The 18,089-nt window shown below is 70.0% G+C and carries 18 protein-coding genes; 12 read left to right on the top strand and 6 right to left on the bottom strand.

What is annotated here, in order from left to right; translation table 11 throughout:
• Nucleotides 1–127 precede the first annotated feature (127 nt).
• The 3 genes from BM085_RS13675 to pyrR are packed head-to-tail and all read right to left on the bottom strand — an operon-like array spanning nt 128 to nt 2,918.
• Nucleotides 128–1,423, bottom strand: a complete 1,296-nt coding sequence (locus BM085_RS13675) for a dihydroorotase (RefSeq protein ID WP_093887364.1) — start codon at nt 1,421–1,423, stop codon at nt 128–130.
• Entirely contained in the window at nt 1,420–2,352 is a 933-nt protein-coding gene (locus tag BM085_RS13670; protein ID WP_012889508.1) for an aspartate carbamoyltransferase catalytic subunit, read from the bottom strand. Before BM085_RS13670 ends, BM085_RS13675 begins: the two co-directional genes overlap by 4 nt.
• Nucleotides 2,349–2,918, bottom strand: coding sequence for a bifunctional pyr operon transcriptional regulator/uracil phosphoribosyltransferase PyrR (gene pyrR / locus BM085_RS13665; RefSeq protein WP_242676147.1), 570 nt, complete (start codon nt 2,916–2,918; stop codon nt 2,349–2,351). The genes BM085_RS13670 and pyrR overlap by 4 nt, the downstream gene beginning before the upstream one ends.
• Before the next feature lie 264 nt (nt 2,919–3,182).
• Here pyrR and BM085_RS13660 point away from each other — a divergent pair, with 264 nt between their 5' ends.
• From BM085_RS13660 to BM085_RS13615, 10 genes are all read left to right on the top strand, one after another.
• Complete coding sequence (locus tag BM085_RS13660; protein WP_093887363.1) at nt 3,183–4,106, top strand: F0F1 ATP synthase subunit gamma; 924 nt, start codon at nt 3,183–3,185, stop codon at nt 4,104–4,106.
• Nucleotides 4,107–4,210: 104 nt separating this feature from the next.
• Nucleotides 4,211–4,483: a DUF3040 domain-containing protein gene (locus BM085_RS13655; protein ID WP_093887362.1), complete on the top strand. Its 273-nt coding sequence runs from the start codon at nt 4,211–4,213 to the stop codon at nt 4,481–4,483.
• 178 nt (nt 4,484–4,661) lie between these two features.
• Nucleotides 4,662–6,038 (top strand): amino acid permease, encoded by a 1,377-nt coding sequence (locus BM085_RS13650; RefSeq protein WP_245789301.1) that lies wholly within the window; start codon nt 4,662–4,664, stop codon nt 6,036–6,038.
• A gap of 22 nt (nt 6,039–6,060) precedes the next feature.
• Nucleotides 6,061–7,305 (top strand): arginine deiminase, encoded by a 1,245-nt coding sequence (locus tag BM085_RS13645; protein WP_093887360.1) that lies wholly within the window; start codon nt 6,061–6,063, stop codon nt 7,303–7,305.
• Nucleotides 7,306–7,343: 38 nt separating this feature from the next.
• A complete protein-coding gene (gene argF, locus BM085_RS13640) occupies nt 7,344–8,348 on the top strand; it encodes an ornithine carbamoyltransferase (RefSeq protein WP_093887359.1) in 1,005 nt (334 codons plus the stop codon).
• A gap of 168 nt (nt 8,349–8,516) precedes the next feature.
• Entirely contained in the window at nt 8,517–9,452 is a 936-nt protein-coding gene (gene arcC / locus BM085_RS13635; RefSeq protein ID WP_093887358.1) for a carbamate kinase, read from the top strand.
• A gap of 100 nt (nt 9,453–9,552) precedes the next feature.
• Nucleotides 9,553–10,977, top strand: a complete 1,425-nt coding sequence (locus tag BM085_RS13630) for an amino acid permease (RefSeq protein ID WP_093887357.1) — start codon at nt 9,553–9,555, stop codon at nt 10,975–10,977.
• Nucleotides 10,974–11,882, top strand: coding sequence for a universal stress protein (locus tag BM085_RS13625; RefSeq protein ID WP_093887356.1), 909 nt, complete (start codon nt 10,974–10,976; stop codon nt 11,880–11,882). Before BM085_RS13630 ends, BM085_RS13625 begins: the two co-directional genes overlap by 4 nt.
• Before the next feature lie 271 nt (nt 11,883–12,153).
• Complete coding sequence (gene bldD, locus BM085_RS13620) at nt 12,154–12,648, top strand: transcriptional regulator BldD (RefSeq protein ID WP_012889498.1); 495 nt, start codon at nt 12,154–12,156, stop codon at nt 12,646–12,648.
• Between the two features lie 218 nt (nt 12,649–12,866).
• Nucleotides 12,867–13,997 carry a PP2C family protein-serine/threonine phosphatase gene (locus BM085_RS13615; protein WP_093887355.1) on the top strand — a complete coding sequence of 377 codons (1,131 nt, stop codon included), beginning with the start codon at nt 12,867–12,869 and terminating at the stop codon, nt 13,995–13,997.
• Nucleotides 13,998–14,022: 25 nt separating this feature from the next.
• On the opposite strand, the gene BM085_RS13610 is transcribed toward BM085_RS13615, so the two are convergent.
• A complete protein-coding gene (locus BM085_RS13610) occupies nt 14,023–14,469 on the bottom strand; it encodes an SAV_6107 family HEPN domain-containing protein (RefSeq protein ID WP_093887354.1) in 447 nt (148 codons plus the stop codon).
• Nucleotides 14,470–14,791: 322 nt separating this feature from the next.
• Entirely contained in the window at nt 14,792–15,586 is a 795-nt protein-coding gene (locus tag BM085_RS13605) for a L,D-transpeptidase family protein (RefSeq protein WP_093887353.1), read from the bottom strand.
• A gap of 119 nt (nt 15,587–15,705) precedes the next feature.
• Between BM085_RS13605 and BM085_RS13600 the strand changes: the two genes are divergently transcribed.
• Nucleotides 15,706–16,185: a YbaK/EbsC family protein gene (locus BM085_RS13600; RefSeq protein WP_386431360.1), complete on the top strand. Its 480-nt coding sequence runs from the start codon at nt 15,706–15,708 to the stop codon at nt 16,183–16,185.
• Between the two features lie 136 nt (nt 16,186–16,321).
• On the top strand, nt 16,322–16,870 hold the full coding sequence (locus tag BM085_RS13595) for a GNAT family N-acetyltransferase (protein ID WP_177245094.1): 549 nt from the start codon (nt 16,322–16,324) through the stop codon (nt 16,868–16,870).
• A 234-nt stretch (nt 16,871–17,104) separates the two neighbouring features.
• Here BM085_RS13595 and metF read toward each other — a convergent pair whose 3' ends face one another.
• Nucleotides 17,105–18,037, bottom strand: a complete 933-nt coding sequence (gene metF, locus BM085_RS13590) for a methylenetetrahydrofolate reductase [NAD(P)H] (RefSeq protein ID WP_093887351.1) — start codon at nt 18,035–18,037, stop codon at nt 17,105–17,107.
• Nucleotides 18,038–18,089 lie beyond the last annotated feature (52 nt).

The raw sequence follows: 18,089 nt of genomic DNA, 5'->3' as shown, positions 1-18,089 counted from the left end.
TCAAACACCCCGATCATCTCGGTCATTGCTCCGCAAAGTATGAAATATCCGGCGCCCCGGAGGGGGGCGCCTCCACGATGTGGGACGCCCGCCGGGCGGACGGGCCGCCTCCGGCGGGCGAGGGCCGTCACGCGAGCTTTCCGTCCAGGACGGTCGGCCGGCCGCGCAGGAAGGTGGCCACGACCCGGCCCGGGAGGGTCCTGCCCTCGTACGGGGTGTTACGGCTCCTGGAGGCGTAGCCGGCCGGGTCCACCTCGGCGCGCACGGCGGCGTCGTAGAGGGTGATGTTGGCCGGGGCGCCGACCTCGATCGGCTGCCCGTGGCCCTCCAGCCGGCCGATCCTGGCCGGGGCGGCGGACATGCGCTCGGCGACACCGGCCCAGTCGAGCAGCCCGGTCTCCACCATGGCCTCCTGGACCACCGACAGGGCCGTCTCCAGACCGATCATGCCCATCGCCGCGGCGGCCCACTCGGTCTCCTTGTCCTCGACCGGGTGCGGGGCGTGGTCGGTGGCGACGCAGTCGATCGTGCCGTCGGCCAGGGCCTCGCGCAGCGCCTCCACGTCCGCGCGGGTGCGCAGCGGCGGGTTGACCTTGTAGATCGGGTTGTAGGAGCCGACGGGAGAGTCCTCGACGAGATCGTCGGTGAGGAGCAGGTGGTGCGGGGTCACCTCGGCGGTGACGTTCCAGCCCTTCGACTTGGCCCAGCGGACGATCTCCACCGAGCCCGCCGTGGACAGGTGGCAGACGTGCAGGCGGGAGCCGACGTGCGCGGCGAGCAGGCAGTCACGGGCGATGATCGCCTCCTCGGCGACCGCCGGCCAGCCGGTCAGGCCGAGCCTGCCGGAGACCGCGCCCTCGTTCATCTGCGCGCCGGAGGTCAGGCGCGGCTCCTGGGCGTGCTGGGCGACCACGCCGTCGAAGGCCTTGACGTACTCCAGCGCGCGGCGCATGAGCACCGCGTCGGAGACGCACTTGCCGTCGTCGGAGAAGACCCGGACCCGCGCGGCGGAGTCGGCCATCGCGCCGAGCTCCGCCAGGCGCTCGCCCTGGAGGCCGACGGTGACGGCGCCGACCGGCCGCACGTCGCAGTGGCCGGCCTCCTGGCCCAGGCGCCAGACCTGCTCCACGACGCCGGCGGTGTCGGCCACCGGGTCGGTGTTGGCCATGGCGTGCACCGCGGTGTAGCCGCCCAGGGCGGCGGCGCGGGTGCCGGTCTCGACGGTCTCGGCGTCCTCGCGGCCGGGCTCGCGCAGGTGGGTGTGGAGGTCCACCAGGCCGGGCAGGGCGATGAGGCCCCGGGCGTCGATCTCCGTGTCGCCGGCCAGTCCCCGGCCGATCTCGGCGACGACCCCGTCGCGGATCAGGATGTCGGCGGGCTCGCCGCCGAGGATCTTCGCCCCCTTGATGACGGTGGTGGTCACTGGATCTCTCCCCCGAGGTCGGCGCCGCCAAGCAGCAGGTACAGAACGGCCATGCGAGTGGTCACACCGTTGGCGACCTGCTCGACGATCGTCGAGCGCGGAGAGTCGGCCACCTCGGCCGCGATCTCCATTCCCCGGTTCATCGGGCCGGGATGCATCACGATGGCCTCGTCGTGCATCTTCGCGACCCGGTCGCGGTCGAGACCGTAGCGGCGGCTGTACTCCCGCTCGGTGGGGAAGAACGCGGCGTTCATCCGCTCGCGCTGCACGCGCAGCATCATCACCACGTCCGACTTGGGCAGCACGGAGTCGAGGTCGTAGGAGACCTCGCACGGCCAGGAGTCCACGGTCACCGGCAGCAGCGTGGGCGGGGCGACCAGGGTCACCTCGGCGCCGAGCGTGTTCAGCAGCAGCACGTTGGAGCGGGCCACCCGGCTGTGCAGCACGTCGCCGACGATGGTGACCTTCCGGCCGTCCAGCGGGCCGAGGCGGCGGCGCATGGTGAAGGCGTCGAGCAGGGCCTGGGTGGGGTGCTCGTGGGTGCCGTCGCCGGCGTTGACGACGCTGCCGCGCACCCAGCCGGCCAGGCGGTGCGGCGCGCCGGAGGCGCCGTGCCGGATGACGACGGCGTCGGCGCCCATCGCCTCCAGGGTGAGCGCGGTGTCCTTGAGCGACTCGCCCTTGGAGACGCTGGAGCCCTTGGCGGAGAAGTTGATGACGTCCGCCGACAGGCGCTTGGCCGCCGCCTCGAAGGAGATCCTGGTCCGGGTGGAGTCCTCGAAGAAGAGGTTGACCACGGTACGGCCGCGCAGGGTGGGCAGCTTCTTGATGGAGCGTTCCGAGATCTTCGCCAGCTCGTCGGCGGTGTCCAGGATGAGCAGGGCGTCGTCGCGGCTCAGGTCGGCCGCCGAGATCAGGTGCCGCTTCACTTGTCGTCCTCCTTCAGCAGCAGGACCGCGTCGCGGCCGTCGTTCTCCTCCAGGTAGACCTTGACGATCTCGGACTTGGAGGTCGGCAGGTTCTTGCCCACGTAGTCGGCGCGGATGGGCAGCTCGCGGTGGCCGCGGTCGACCAGGGCGGCGAGCTGGACGGCCTGCGGGCGGCCCAGGTCGTTGAGCGCGTCGAGCGCGGAGCGGACGGTGCGGCCGGAGTAGAGGACGTCGTCGACGAGGACGACGATCCTTCCGTCGATGCCGTCGGCCGGCAGCTCGGTGCGGCCCAGCGCGCGGGCGGGGCGGAGGCGGAGGTCGTCGCGGTACATCGTCACGTCGAGGGATCCGACGGGGACCGAGCGGCCCTCGAACTGCTTGATGCAGGCGGCCAGGCGCCGGGCCAGATGGACGCCCCGCGTGGGGATCCCGAGGAGGACGATGTCCTCGGCGCCCTTGGTGCGCTCAAGGATCTCGTGGGAGATGCGGACCAGCGCGCGATTGATGTCGGGCCCCTCGAGGACCGCGCGTGCGCCACTGTGAGCATGCGAAATGGCATCAGCCAAAGAAAACACCACCTTTCCCGCCTCACGGGACGGGTCTTAAAGGAAGTCAACGACCTCACGTTAGCAGCCGCCGGGCAGTGGGCCGGAATCGGCCCCTTACTTCTCTAACGGCATCAAACTATGAAATAGCGCCACACATGGCACTTGGAGCGGTCCAGGCCCATTAATTGGCAAACTCTCCCCTCCCCCGGCCGTGACGGCGACCGCCGAGGGCAGGGCCAACCGTGACGGCATCCCGGCCGGCAGCAGTCCTCGGGGGAGAGCATGGGCGCCCAACTCCGCGCGATCCGCGCGCGCATCCGGTCCGTCACCTCGACGGCCAAGATCACCCGGGCGCAGGAGCTCATCGCCTCCTCCCGGATCCCCCGGGCACGCCGGCGCCTCGACTCCGCCAGGCCGTACGCCACGGAGATCACCCGGGCGGCCTCCATCCTCGTCAGCCACGGCACCCACATGAACCACGCGCTGCTCAACCGCAAGCCCGACACCTCGCGCGTGGCCGTGCTGCTGATGAGCAGCGACCGGGGCTTCTGCGGCGGCTTCAACCACAACGTGCTGCGCCAGGGGGACGCGCTGGCGGCGCTCCTGCGCGGGCAGGACAAGGAGCCGGTGTTCTATCTGTCGGGCCGCAAGGCGGTGGACTTCTACCGCTTCCGGCGCAGGAGGACCGAGCGGGAGTGGGTCGGCCTGTCGGACCACCCCACCTACGACGTCGCCGCCGAGATCGGCCAGACGCTGGTGAAGGCCTTCGACATGCCCACCCGGGAGGGCGGGGTGGGCGAGGTGCACGTCGTCTTCACCGAGTTCGTCTCCATGCTGACCCAGGAGACCCGGGTGCGCCGGATCCTGCCCCTGGAGATCGAGGAGCGGGAGATCGGCGGCCGGGCCGAGGGCTCCGCATCCGCCCCCCTGCCGCCGTACGAGTTCGAGCCGGCCCCGGGCGCCGTGCTCGACCTGCTGCTGCGGCAGTACGTTCGGGGCCGGATCTGGAGCATGCTGCTGGAGTCCAGCGCCGCCGAGCACGCCGCCCGCCGGCAGGCGATGACGTCGGCCACCGACAACGCCCACGAGCTGATCGGCCGGCTCACCCGCCGGGCCAACTCCGCGCGGCAGGCCGAGATCACCACCGAGCTCACCGAGATCGTGAGCGGCGCGGACGCGCTGGCGCGGAAGGGGGACGAGGAGTAAGGGCCGGGGGCGGCGAGGAAGATCTACCTCACCGGCTTGGCAAAACCAGACAAAGTGCCATTAAAATCCTTCGCGTCATCGTCAGCCACCGGGGGATCGAGAACATGGGCCTGTCCGCTCGCGAGAAGCGCACACTCGACGGGATCGCCGACCGGCTCCACGGGGAGGACCCCCTCCTGGCGGAGTCCCTGTCGTCCTTCGCCACCGGCGTGGTCACCGCGGAACTCCTGCCCCCGCGCCGCCGCGCGTCCGTCCTCGTCCTGCTCCCCGTCGCCCTGCTGGCCGCGATCATGGCGATCATGGCCGTGGTGCTCCCGCCGATCTCGGGAACGGAGGCCGGCCCGGCCTCCGTATCCCAGGTGCTGCCCCGCGGCTGACACCGGCGTGTCCGGGCGCCGTCCGCCCTGGTAGCGCGGGTTTCATCCTTTCTGCCCCTGGGGACCTCATTGGGTATTGCCACTAAATGTGGCGATACGGGGGATGTGTGCCGGGGGGCGCGAGATGGGGGATTCCTTTGGCGATCGTCCACAAGGACGCACCGCCGCCGAAGAAGGAGTGATCCGCGACGACGCGGCCGAGGCCATAGCGTCCGAACACGGCAAACTCGGTCTCCCCGCAGCGACGTCACTCGTCGTCGGCAACATCGTGGGCACGGGTGTGTTCCTGCTGCCGGCCTCCCTCGCCGCCTACGGCACGGTCAGCATCCTGGCGATGGGCCTGGTGTCGATCGGCGCCATCGCGCTCGCCGTCGTGTTCGGCAGGCTCGGCGCGCGGGTGCCCGCGGGAGGCGGGCCGTACGCCTACGCCAAGGACGCCTTCGGCGAGTTCCCCGGCTTCTGGAACGCCTGGTCGTTCTGGCTGACCGCCTGGATCGGCAACGCCGCGATCGCCGTCGTCTGGGTCAACTACGTCAACTACTTCCTGCACTGGGACTCCGCCGTCGCCCAGGTCGTCCTGGCCTTCGTCGCCCTGTGGATCCCGGCGCTGATCAACCTGAGCGGCGTGCGGAACATCGGCGCCTTCACACTGGTCACGACGGTGCTGAAGTTCATCCCGCTGATCTTCGTCGCGGTGGTCGGGCTGTTCTTCGTCCGCGGCGCCAACTTCGGCCCGTTCAACGCCACCGACGGCAACTGGATCGGCGCCATATCCACCGCCGGCGCGCTCGCGCTGTTCATCTACTCCGGCGTCGAGAGCGTCACCATCGTGGCGGAGAAGATCAGGAATCCGGCGCGCAACATCGGCAGGGCCAGCGTCTACGGCGTGCTGATCTGCGCCGCGATGTACATGCTCAGCACCGTCGCCATCTTCGGCACCGTCCCGCACGACGCCCTCGTCAACTCCCCCGCCCCGTTCGCCGAGGCGATCAACAACATGTTCGGCGGCGGCGTCGGCGGCGGCATCATGGCGGCCTGCGCGGTCGTCTCCGGCATCGGCGCCATCAACGGCTGGACCATGCTCGTGGCCGAGATGCCGATGGCCGCGGCCAGGGACGGCCTGTTCCCGGCGATCTTCAGCAGGGAGAACCGCCGCGGCGCCCCGTGGGTGGGCATCGTCCTGGGCACCGCGCTGACCTCGCTGGTCGCGGTCTACAACTACTTCGGCACCACCGAGGGCTTCGACAAGATCCTGCTGATCGCCACCTTCACCACGGTCATCCCCTACTTCTTCTCCGCGTGCGCCCAGCTGTTCTGGCTGGTCACCGGGGCCAGAAAGGTCCACGGAGCCCGGCTGGGCCGCGACCTGGCCATCACCGCCGTAGCCATCCTGTTCGCCTTCTGGATGACCTACGGCGCCGGTCTGGAGGCGGTCTTCATCGGCTTCCTGATGATGCTCGCGGGCATCCCGGTCTACATCTGGACCAAGGCGAAACGTGGCGAGTACGGCCCCAGGGAGAGAGCACCGGCCTCATCCTCCGGACGGACTCGTTGACAACGGCGAAGGAAGAGAAGAAATGACCTTTCATGTCGACTCCGAGGTGGGCAGGCTCCACCAGGTCCTGCTGCACCAGCCCGAACTGGCGCTCAAGCGGCTCACCCCCTCGAACAAGGACGAATTCCTCTTCGACGACGTGCTGTGGGTGCAACGGGCCGTGGAGGAGCACGAGCAGTTCCAGCAGGTGCTGCGCGACCGCGGCATCACCGTCTACATGCTGGCCGACCTGCTGCGCGAGACGGTCGACATCCCCGAGGCCCGCAAACACATCCTGGACGGCACCATCGACGAGCGCTACTTCGGGCCGATGGCCATCGACGCCCTCCGCAACGTGTTCGACGCGATGGACTCCGCCGAACTCCAGCTCTACCTCACCGGCGGCATCACCAAGCGCGAACTGGTGGAGCGGGGCACCGACCCCAAGAGCCTGGCCTTCCACACCCTGGAGTACGACGACTTCATCCTGCCGCCGCTGCCCAACCACCTGTTCACCCGCGACACCTCCTGCTGGATCTACGACGGCGTCTCCGTCAACGCGATGAAGAAGAAGGCCCGCCAGCGCGAGACCGTGAACTACGAGGCCATCTACCGCCACCACCCGATGTTCGCCGCCGGCTACGACCGGCCCGGACCGGACGGCTACAACGTCTGGATGCCGGGCCTGGCCGCCGCGCCGGCCACCATCGAGGGCGGCGACGTGCTGGTCATCGGCCGGGACACGGTGCTGGTCGGGATGAGCGAGCGCACCCAGCCGCAGGCGGTGGAGATGCTCGCGCGGAGCCTGTTCAACAGAGGCTCGGCGAAGAAGATCGTCGCGCTGAACATGCCGAAGGCCCGGGCGTTCATGCACCTGGACACGGTGATGACCAACGTGGACGTCGGCGTGTTCACCAAGTACGCCGGCCTGGGCATGCTGCCCTCCTACACGGTCGAACCCGGCGACACCGAGAAGGAACTCAAGATCACCGACCATCCCGCGGAGGACATGCACAAGGCGATCGCCCGGGCCCTCGGCCTGGACGACATCAAGGTCCTCACCCCCACCCAGGACGTCTACGCCGCCGAGCGGGAGCAGTGGGACGACGGCTGCAACGTCCTGGCCGTCGAACCCGGCGTCGTCGTCGCCTACGAGCGCAACACCACCACCAACAACTACCTGCGCGACAACGGCATCGAGGTGATCACGACCCCGGGCAGCGAGCTCGGCCGGGGCCGGGGCGGGCCGCGCTGCATGAGCTGCCCGCTCGAACGCGACGGCATCTGAGCCGCTTCATCGTCACGGGGACACGACGGGGGACATCCATGGCATTCAACCTGCGCAACCGCAGCTTCCTCAGGGAACTCGACTTCACACCCGACGAGTTCACGTTCCTGATCAGGCTGTCGGCCGACCTCAAGGCCGCCAAGTACGCGGGAAACGAGGATCCCCGGCTCACGGGCAAGAACATCGCGCTGATCTTCGAGAAGACCTCCACCCGCACCCGCTGCGCGTTCGAGGTCGGCGCCCACGACCAGGGCGCCCACGTCACCTACCTCGACCCCAGCGGCTCCCAGATGGGCCACAAGGAGTCGGTCAAGGACACCGCGCGGGTCCTCGGCCGGATGTTCGACGCCATCGAGTACCGGGGCAGCAAGCAGGCCTACATCGATGAGCTCGCCGCCTACGCCGGCGTCCCGGTCTGGAACGGCCTCACCGACGAGTGGCACCCGACGCAGATGCTCGCCGACATGCTCACCATGCAGGAGCACAGCGACAGACCCCTGCACGACGTCTCCTACGCCTACCTCGGCGACGCCCGCAACAACATGGGCCACTCGCTGCTGGTCACCGGTGCCATGCTCGGCATGGACGTGCGGATGGTCGCCCCCAAGGACCTCTGGCCCGACGAGAAGACGGTCGTCAAGCCCGCCAGGGACCTCGCCAAACGGACCGGCGCCACCGTCACCGTCACCGAGGACGTGAACAAGGGCGTCAAGGGTGTGGACTTCCTCTACACCGACGTGTGGGTGTCCATGGGCGAGCCCAAGGAGGTGTGGGACGAGCGCATCAAGCTGCTCATGCCGTACCAGGTCAACGCGGAGGTGGTGAAGGCCACCGGCAACCCGAAGGTGAAGTTCATGCACTGCCTGCCGGCCTTCCACAACCGGGAGACCAGGGTCGGCGAGGACCTGTTCGAGAAGACCGGCTACGACGCGCTGGAGGTCACCGAAGAGCTCTTCGAGTCACCGCGCTCGATCGTCTTCGACCAGGCCGAGAACCGGCTCCACACCATCAAGGCCATCATGGTTGCCACCCTGGGGGACTGAGGCCGTGCACACCACCACACCGTCAAGGCACCGGCCATCCCGGCCACCCTGGACGACCGAAACCACGCACACCACCACACCGTCAAGGCACCAGCCATCCCGGCCACCCTGGACGACCGAAACCACGCACACCACCACACCATCAAGGCACCGGCGAGAGGACGGCAGATGCGCGTTCTGGTAGCCCTGGGGGGCAACGCGCTGCTGCGGAGGGCGCAGCGGCCCGACGCCGACGTCCAGCAGGAGAACCTCCGTGACGCGGTCACGTCGCTGGCCTCGCTGGCCGAGCGGCACGAGCTGATCATCACGCACGGGAACGGCCCGCAGGTGGGCGTGCTGGCGCTGGAGAGCGCCAAGGACGCCAATCTGACCCGGCCCTACCAACTCGACACGATCGTCGCCGAGACCCAGGGCATGATCGGCTACTGGATGCTCCAGGCGCTGCAGAACGCGCTGCCCGGACGGCAGGTCGCGGCGATGGTCACCCAGACGCTCGTCTCCGCGGTGGACCCCGCGTTCGACGACCCGACCAAGTTCGTCGGCGAGGTCTACGACCGGCAGGAGGCCGAGAAACTGGCCCGGGAGTACGGCTGGACGGTCAAGCCGGACGGGCAGTACTGGCGCAGGGTCGTCCCCTCCCCCGCCCCGCAGCGGGTCGTGGAGACCCGGCTGATCCGCCGCCTGGTCCGCGACCACGTCCTGACGATCTGCGCCGGAGGCGGCGGCATCCCGGTCATCCGCAACGAGAAGGGCCGGCTCCAGGGCGTCGAGGCGGTCATCGACAAGGACCTCACCGGGTCGGTGCTCGCCGAGGCCCTGGAGGCGGACGTCTTCATGATGCTGACCGACGTGCCGCGGGTGGCCAGGAACTTCGGCACCCCGCAGCAGGAGGACATCGCCCACACCACTCCCCACGAGCTGCGCGCGGAGGAGTTCCCCGCCGGTTCGATGGGGCCGAAGGTGGAGGCGGCCTGCCGGTTCGTGGAGACGACCGGCGACATGGCCGCCATCGGCAAGCTGGACGAGGCCGAGCGGATCCTGGCGGGAAAGGGGGGCACGATCGTCACCCCCAACGCCACCTGGCCGCTGGCCAGCACGCTCTGACCGCGGGCCCGGCCGCCGCGCTCCGGCGGCCGTGGCCCTGGCCGTTCCTCCCGGCATGACCGATCATCACCGCACAGGCGCAGTCGAGGAGGAACGAGACATGGCTTCCGTGGCACATCGGCTGTTCCGCACCAAACCCGCCGACGAGATCATCGCCGAGGGCGGCCACGGCGAGGGCGGCGAGCTGCGCCGGACCATGACCCTGTGGCAGCTCACCCTCTTCAGCGTCGGAGCCACCCTCGGCACCGGCATCTTCGTCATCCTCGGCCAGGCCGTACCCAAGGCGGGTCCCGCGGTGGTGGCCGCGTTCGTGCTGGCGGCGATCACGGCCCTGTTCTCGGCCCTGTCCTACGCCGAGCTGGCCGGCACGATCCCCGTCTCCGGCTCGTCCTACTCCTACGCCTACGCGACCCTGGGCGAGCTCGTGGCGTGGGTCTGCGGCTGGTGCCTGATGCTGGAGTACGCCGTCTCGGTGGCGGCGGTGGCGGTCGGCTGGGGCGAATACCTCAACCACTTCCTCCAGGACCTGTTCGGCTGGGAGCTGCCGGCCTCCATCACCCACTCCCCCGGCGACCAGGGCGGGGTGATCAACCTCACCGCGATCCTCATCGTCGTGCTCGCCACCTGGCTGCTGCTGCGCGGGGCGTCCGAGAGCGCCACCGCCAACGCGATCTTCGTGATGATCAAGATCGCGGTGCTCGTCTTCTTCTGCGTCGTGGCCTTCACCGCGTTCAACACGGGCAACCTGGCGCCGTTCGCCCCGATGGGCGTCGCCGGCATCACCGCCGCCGCCTCGCAGGTCTTCTTCTCCTACATCGGCTTCGACGCGGCCTCCACCGCCGGCGAGGAGGCCAGGAACCCCAAGCGCGACCTACCTCTGGCGATCATCCTCTCCCTCGTCATCGTCACGATCGTCTACGTGGCGGTGGCGCTGGCCGCCGTCGGCGCCATGCCGTGGCAGCAGTTCAACCCGCACACCACCGAGGCCAGCCTCGCCCTGATCGCCGACCTGGCCACCGGCTCCACCTGGGCGGGCATCATCATCTCCTTCGGCGCGGTCATCGCCATCGCCAGCGTGGTCCTCACCGTGCTGTACGGCCAGACCCGCATCCTGTTCGCGATGTCGCGCGACGGCCTGATACCGAAGATCTTCGAGAAGGTGAACCCGCGCCGCCAGGTCCCGGTGGCCAACACGCTCATCGTGGCCGCGTTCGTCTCGGTGCTCGCCGGGTTCATCCCGCTGGGCCAGCTCGCCGAGGCCACCAGCATCGGCACCCTGTTCGCCTTCGCCATCGTCAACGTCGGCGTGCTGGTGCTCCGCCGTACCCGGCCCGACCTGCCGCGCAGCTTCAGGACACCGCTCTTCCCGATCACGCCGATCCTCGGCGTGATCTTCTGCGTCATCGTGATGCTCGGGCTGGCGGGGGTCACCTGGCTGGCCTTCGCCATCTGGATGCTGGTCGGCCTGCTGGCCTACTTCCTGTACGGCTACCGCCACTCCCATCTCAACCGGAGCGTCCGATGAAGATCGAGCATGTTCTCGCCGGGTTCATCCCCGAGTCGCGCGGCAAGGACGGTCTCTGGCTGGCCCTGCTGCTGGCCAGGCAGAGCGGAGCACGGCTGACGGTGGCCCACGTGCACGCCCCCGCCTGGACCACGCCGGGCCCCGGCAAGATCGACGCCGAGTGGCAGGCGTACGTGGCCGAAGAGGCCGCCCTGACCATCGCCCAGGCGCGGCGGCTGCTGGCGGACGTGGACGACGTGCCGATCGACTACGTCCTGCACGGCAACCGGGGCAGCGGGCGCGGCCTGGTGCAGCTCGCCGGCAGGACCAAGGCGGACGTGGTGGTCATCGGCTCGGCCCCCGGAGGGGGCCGGGGCCGTATCCGCCTGGGCAGCACCGCCGACCAGCTCCTGCACGCCTCCCCCGTGCCCGTCGCGCTGGCGCCTCGGGGGTACGGCGAGGAGCATCCGCCCCGGATCCAGCGGCTGACCGTGGCCTACCGGCGCGACCCCGCCTCCGGCGAGGCGGTACGGCAGGCCGCCGCGACGGCCCTGCAGATGGACGTGCCGCTGCGCCTGATCACCCTGGTGCTGAGCGGCGGGCGGCAGGCGCGGATAGAGGAGGAGATGCTCAACCGGCTGCGGGAGAGGGTCGCGACGGACCTCAAGGCGGCCGCTCGCGGGCACCGGCGGGTGGAGGTCGACGTGGCGGTGCTGGAGGGCAGGAGCGTGGCGGCGGCGCTGGGCAACACCGACTGCGAGGGTTCGATGCTGATCTGCGCCTCCAGCGAAACGGGGCCGTTGCGCCGGGTCTTCCTCGGCGACATCTCATCGAAGATCATACGCGCAGCGCCGTGCCCGGTGATGATGTTGCCCCGAAACCCGCCGAAGAAGCCTGGATCCGGCGGCAAGCAGGGAAAACCTTGATGATTCACTATCCGGGGTGGGACAAGTGCGGCGTTTGAGGAGGACCGCGTCGGATCGGATTCGACATCTTTTTTCCAATCAGCTTGACCTTAGACGCCCACCGCTTTACCGTCACTGTCCGTAACCACACCTCGCGGCGTTATCGGGTAAACCCTGACGCTCCGGTCACCGAAGGTGCCTACCCCGGGCACCAACCCGGTGGTTGGGGCATATGTTGCGAGGGAGCACAATCAAGTGAAAGCAGCACATAAGAGAGCCGGGGGGCCACACCATGCCGTCTGAGTACGCCAAGTCGCTGGGTGCACGACTCCGCGCCATCCGCACCCAGCAGGGCCTGTCCCTGCACGGAGTCGAAGAGAAGTCCCGCGGACGCTGGAAGGCGGTTGTCGTCGGCTCCTACGAGCGCGGGGACCGCGCCGTGACCGTGCAGAAGCTTGCCGAGCTGGCCGACTTCTACGGTGTTCCGGTCTCGGAGTTGCTGCCGGGTGGCGCCGCCCCGAGCCCGCTCGGCCCGACACCGAAGCTTGTGATCGACCTTGAGCGTCTTGCCCAGCTCCCCAAGGAGAAGGCAGGTGCGCTCGCCCGCTACGCGGCCACGATCCAGAGCCAGCGTGGCGACTACAACGGCAAGGTGCTGTCCATCCGCCAGGAGGATCTCCGCTCCCTCGCCGTGATCTATGACAAGTCCCCCACCGAGCTCACCGAGGAGCTCATCAACTGGGGTGTCCTGGACCCCGAGGCACGACGCGCCGTCGAATCCTTCTGACGACCCGTCCGGTCGTGGGTGCGCCGGGGGCCGGCGTGCCCACCCACCGGGAAATCTCGTCGTCTCGTTAGAACATCGCCTTCATCGCGCCACGGGTGGCGGTCCCTGTGGTAGGAAAAGGCAAACATGGCATTTAACGAGATGTGGTGGACATGGCAGGGAGAGAGGATCGACACGATCACTCTCGAAGACGCCCCAAAAGCCGTCTCGACGCCCTCATGGCGTCTCTGGGGTCGACCAAGACCCGCGCGTTCCTGAGGCTGCTGACCTCCGTCGGAGGCAGCAGGACCCAGGACATTCTGAAGCTCCTGCCTTTCATCGTCATGGGCGTCGTGGCCCTGATCGACTTCGGCTCCGGCCCGACGTCCGGCCTCCTGCCCCTGCTCGCCCTGGGCCCGGCCTTCGCCAGTGTGGCCTGCGGGCTGGCCAGGACCACGGTGGTCGGCGTGATCGCCCTGGCGCTGTGCGTCGCCCTGGGCCTCTACAACGACATTCTCTGGACGCCCCGTACCAACATCACCATGGCCGCCATCCTCGGCGTCACCGTGGCCAGCGTGCTGGCCAGCGCCGGACGGCTCCGCCACGAGAGGCAGCTGGCCGATGTCCGCTCGGTGGCCGAGGCCGCCCAGCGCGTGCTGCTGCGGCCCGTGCCGCGCCGCGCGGGGCCGGGGATCGGCGTGGCCGTCTCCTACACCTCGGCCACCGCCGAGGCCAGGATCGGCGGTGACCTGTACGAGGTGGTGACCACCCCGCACGGGGTCCGGATCATCGTGGGAGACGTCCAGGGCAAGGGCCTGGAGGCCGTGGAGACCGCCGCGGTGGTCCTCGGCGCCTTCCGGGAGGCCGCGCACGACGAGGCCAAGCTCCAGGGCGTGGTGGCCCGGCTGGAGAACGCCCTGACCCGGGAGCTGTCCGGCGAGCAGTTCGTCACCGGCATACTGGCCGAGATCACCGGCGGCACCTCGATCACCGTGATCAACTGCGGTCATCCGTCGCCCATGGTCCTCGGCGTCGACGGCAGGCACTGGTTCGCCGATCCCCCGGACGAGGCGCTCCCGCTGGGCATGGGCTCGCTGAAGGCCAGCGAGCCGACGCCGCACCAGATCCCGTTCGAGCCGGGGGACCAGGTCCTCTTCTACACCGACGGGGTCATCGAGGCGCGCGACGGAGCGGGCCGGTTCTACCCGCTGCCGGCCAGAGCGCACCTGCTGAACGGAGCCGATCCGCAGCTCGCGCTGGACGCCCTCCGCGCCGACCTGCTGCGCCACGTGGGCCGGCCGCTGGGCGACGACGCCGCCATGCTCCTGCTGCGCCACCGTGCCGCCCGCCCCGCCTCCTCGGCGGCCTGACCGGCGCCTCCGGCGGACGCCGGGCCTAGCCGGCGAGGGGGACGCGGCCGGGCAGCGTGGGCTGGGTGGGCACGCCGAGCAGGCTCTCCACCGTGGTGACGAAGCGCTCCGCCTCGGAGATCAGCTCCTCGGCGTCCCGGGCCGACACCACACGGGTCATCCCGGCCTCGGCGGAGGCCCGCTTGGTGGCGCTCACCTCGAAGTAGGGGGCCCAGTCGGCGAGCCGCGGCTCGGCCTCGGGCAGCAGCTCCCAGGCACTGCGCAACCGGCGCCTGCGGCCGTCCATGGGGCGCGGCCGTGCGGCCAGAACGGCGGCGGCCGCCCTGAGCGCCGCCAGGTGGGCGGCGACGTAACGGGTGGCGGGGGTCCGGGCGGCGGCCGCCTCTTCCAGGCAGTCACGCGCGTCGGTCAGGTGCGCCCGCACCGTGGGCGACAACCGGGGCCCGCCGGAATCGCTGAGCCGAGGGGTCATGTGCTTCAGCCTCCTAGGTCGCAAGCGGCTCCCGGCGACTTCGCCGGTGATGTCAACACTTGCAGACCCCACCGACAAATTCCCCGGACGGCCGGACGAGGAGCTTCCCCTCTCCCCGTCCGCCTCGACCTGGCCCGGCCGTCTGCGACGACGGCACGGGCACGATCGACCGCCCTGGACGTGATCCGCGAGTTTCACGTCATTACATCGAACATAAATTCGACCACTCGTAGTGTCAAGTAAAGCGGCGAACAAAGGTTCGATCTTCATGGAGACGGCGAGGCCCCGGGAGATCAGGATCTCCCGGGGCCTCGACCTGCGGCTATCGGACGAACCTGCCCCGCACGTGCACCGGGACGCCCTTGCCCAGCAGGCCGGGGAGCATCCCCGCCACGTTCATCGGCAGCCGGACGCAGCCGTGCGAGGCCGGGGCGAGCGGCACCGACAGCGCGCCGTGGAAGGCGATGCCGCCGTTGAAGAAGATCGGGTTGTAGAGCTGGCCGAGGTAGGACTTGTGCCAGCCGTCCCTGCGCCAGGTCGTCTTGTAGTCACCCGTCGGCGTGCGGGCGTCGCCGCAGAAGCGCTGGACCTTGCCGTTCCAGTTCGCCGTCTCGCAGTACGGGATCCCGCTCCCGGAGGAGGTGTGGCTGATCAGCTTCACCCGCCCGTCGACGTAGAGGACCATCACCTGCTTGGCGAGGTTCATCTCGACCCGGGTCGGCTTGCCGTTGGGCACCAGCACCTTCGGCGCCTTCGGCGCCTCCAGGGCGTTCCAGGTCCTGCGCGCCACGGTGCTGGTCGGCGAGACGCCGTTGACCTTCTGGAAGGCCCAGACCGCGGCCTGGGTGGCCCCGCCGTACCGGCCGTCGATCTTTCCGGGCGCGTAGCCGAGCTCCTTCAGCCGGGCCTGAAGCACCTTGACCTCGGCGCCCTTGGCGCCGAGCTTGAGCGTCCTGCCGGGCGCGACGAACGCGGCGGCTCCGGCCTCCGCCACGACGACCCGGGCCGCCGAGGGGGCGGCCTGGGCGTTCGCGACGCCGAGGGAGCCGAGCGAAGAGACGAGCACGGCCCCCGCCGTCATGAGCGCGGCCACTCCGAGCCGCCGGTCAACCCCCACGTAAAATCATCCCCTCGTGTCACCGATGTCCGAACCAAGAGACCATAGTGGATGAACCGCTTGTCTCCGCCAGAGGTGATGAAGCGGTAATCAATGGTCAATCTGTTTAGAGTGGCCGCGTGCCAGAAAAGTTGCATCCCAACATCGAGAAGGTCGCCGCGGTCCTGGGCGAGCACGACGTCTCCGGCGAGATCGTCGTCTTCGCCGAGGCCACCCCGACCGCCGCGACCGCCGCCGCGCAGCTCGGCTGCGAGGTCGGCGCCATCGCCAACAGCCTGGTCTTCGACGCCGACGGGGCGCCGCTCCTGGTGCTCACCAGCGGCGCCCACCGGGTGGACACCGGCCTGATCGCGGAGACCGTCGGCGCGGCCGAGGTGAAGCGGGCCACCCCGGAGTTCGTACGCGCCGCCACCGGTCAGGTCATCGGCGGCGTCGCGCCGATCGGCCACCCGGCCCCGCTCAGGACGCTGGTCGACACCTGGCTCGGCAGGTACGAGGTCGTCTGGGCCGCCGCGGGCCATCCGCACACGGTCTTCCCCACCAGTTTCGCCGAACTGGTCCGCATCACCGGCGGCACCCCGGTGGAGGTGGAACGGTGACCGGGGAGCGCGGCCGGCCGCCGTCCCGTACGTGCCCGCGATTAAAAAGCGCTCTAGTAATTTATGAAAATTACTAAACATCACTTACGCGCCTTTCAACACCCCGGGCAATGTCTGCCCTGCTAGGGTGCGTGGCGTGATCGGACTGCGACGGGTCGGCCCCGATGAGTTCACCACCCGGCTGGACGCGGTCCTGGAGATCTACATCGCGGCGATGAACCCGCCCGTCGACCAGCTTCCCGGCCGGAAGACGATCATGGGGAACCACGCCGTCCACCCGGGATTCACCTGCCTGTTCGCCGAGCGTCCCGACGGGACGCCGGTGGGCCTCGCCTACGGCTTCCACGGGGCCGCCGGGCAGTGGTGGCACGACGTCGTCCACCGGGCCATCGCGGAGCGGAACGGCGAGGGCAGCGCGCGCGGCTGGCTCGGCGACGCCCTGGAACTCGCCGAGATCCACGTGCACCCCGACTACCACGGCAAGGGCATCGGCCGGGCGCTGGTCGTGGGCATGTGCGCCGGCCGCCCGGAGCGCACCGCCGTCCTGTCCACCCGCGACCAGCCCACCGCGGCCCGGCACCTCTACCGCAGCGTCGGTTTCGTCGACCTGCTCACCCAGTTCGTCTTCCCGGGCGGCTACGAGCGCTACGCGATCCTCGGAGCCGTGCTCCCGCTGAGAGGGTAGGCCCTCCGGGAGATCCCGCGGGCAGCGGCTCCGGCCCGCCCTGGACGGCCGCTCGCGCTCCGGCGGGTGACGTGCCCGCCGGAGTGGGAAAGCGCGAGGACCCCAGCCCGCCGGACGGGGCCGCCGGTCCCGCCAGACGGTCAGCGCGGCCTTCGCCCCGGTCCCGCCAGACGGTCAGCGCGGCCTTCGCCCCGGTCCCGCCAGATGGTCAGCGCGGCCTTCGCCCCGGTCCCGCTAGACGGTCAGCGCGGCCTTCGCCGGCGCGACGTCGAGTGCCTGGTAGACCTCACGGGTCGCGCTGGAGCGGTTGAAGGTGATGAAGTGGATTCCGGGCACGCCCTCGTCGAGCAGGGTCTGGCAGAGCTCGGCGGCGTGCTCGACGCCCAGCCGCCGCACGGCGGCCGGATCGTCGGCGACGGCCTCGAACCGCGCCGCCACCTCCGCGGGGAACGGCGCGCCGGACAGCTGCTCGGATCGGGCGATCGTGCTCATCTGCGTGACGGGCATGATGCCGGGGATGATCGGGGTGTCGCAGCCCTTGGCCGCCACCCGATCGCGCAGCCGCAGGTAGTCGTCCGCCCGGAAGAACATCTGGGTGATCGCGTAGTCGGCGCCCGCACGGCACTTGCGGACGAAGTGCTCGGTGTCGGCCTCCACCGAGCCCGACCTGGGGTGCTTGTAGGGGAAGGCCGCCACGCCGACGCAGAAGTCGCCGGCCTGGCGGATCAGCCGGACCAGCTCGTCGGCGTAGAGCACGCCCTCGGGGTGACGCACCCACTCCCCCGCCGGGTCGCCGGGCGGGTCGCCCCGCACGGCCAGGATGTTGCGCACGCCCGCGTCCGCGAAGCGGCCCACCAGGTGGCGCAGCTCGCGGATGGAGTGGTCGACGGCGGTGAAGTGGGCCACCGGGGTCAGCGTGGTCTCGTGGGCGAGCCGTTCCACGAGGCCGACCGTGCGGTCGCGGGTGCCGCCGCCGGCGCCGTAGGTGACCGACACGAAGGCGGGACGCAACGCCTCCAGCTCCCGGATGGCGCGCCAGAGCTGCCGCTCTCCCTCGTCGGTCTTCGGAGGGAAGAACTCGAAGGAGAACGACCGGCCACCGGCGGCGAGAAGCTCGCGGACGGTGGGCACGCGGTCGGGAAGGATTGACGGGCGACCCAGAGCCATGTCCCTAGGGTACTGGCCGCCCCGCCGGCCGCCACAACCACGAACAGGGGAC

This window comes from Streptosporangium canum, from assembly GCF_900113865.1.
GTDB classification, from domain to species: Bacteria; Actinomycetota; Actinomycetes; order Streptosporangiales; family Streptosporangiaceae; genus Streptosporangium; species Streptosporangium canum.
Note: the sequence above shows the minus strand (reverse complement) of the source record. Positions and strands in the feature narration are given on the sequence as shown.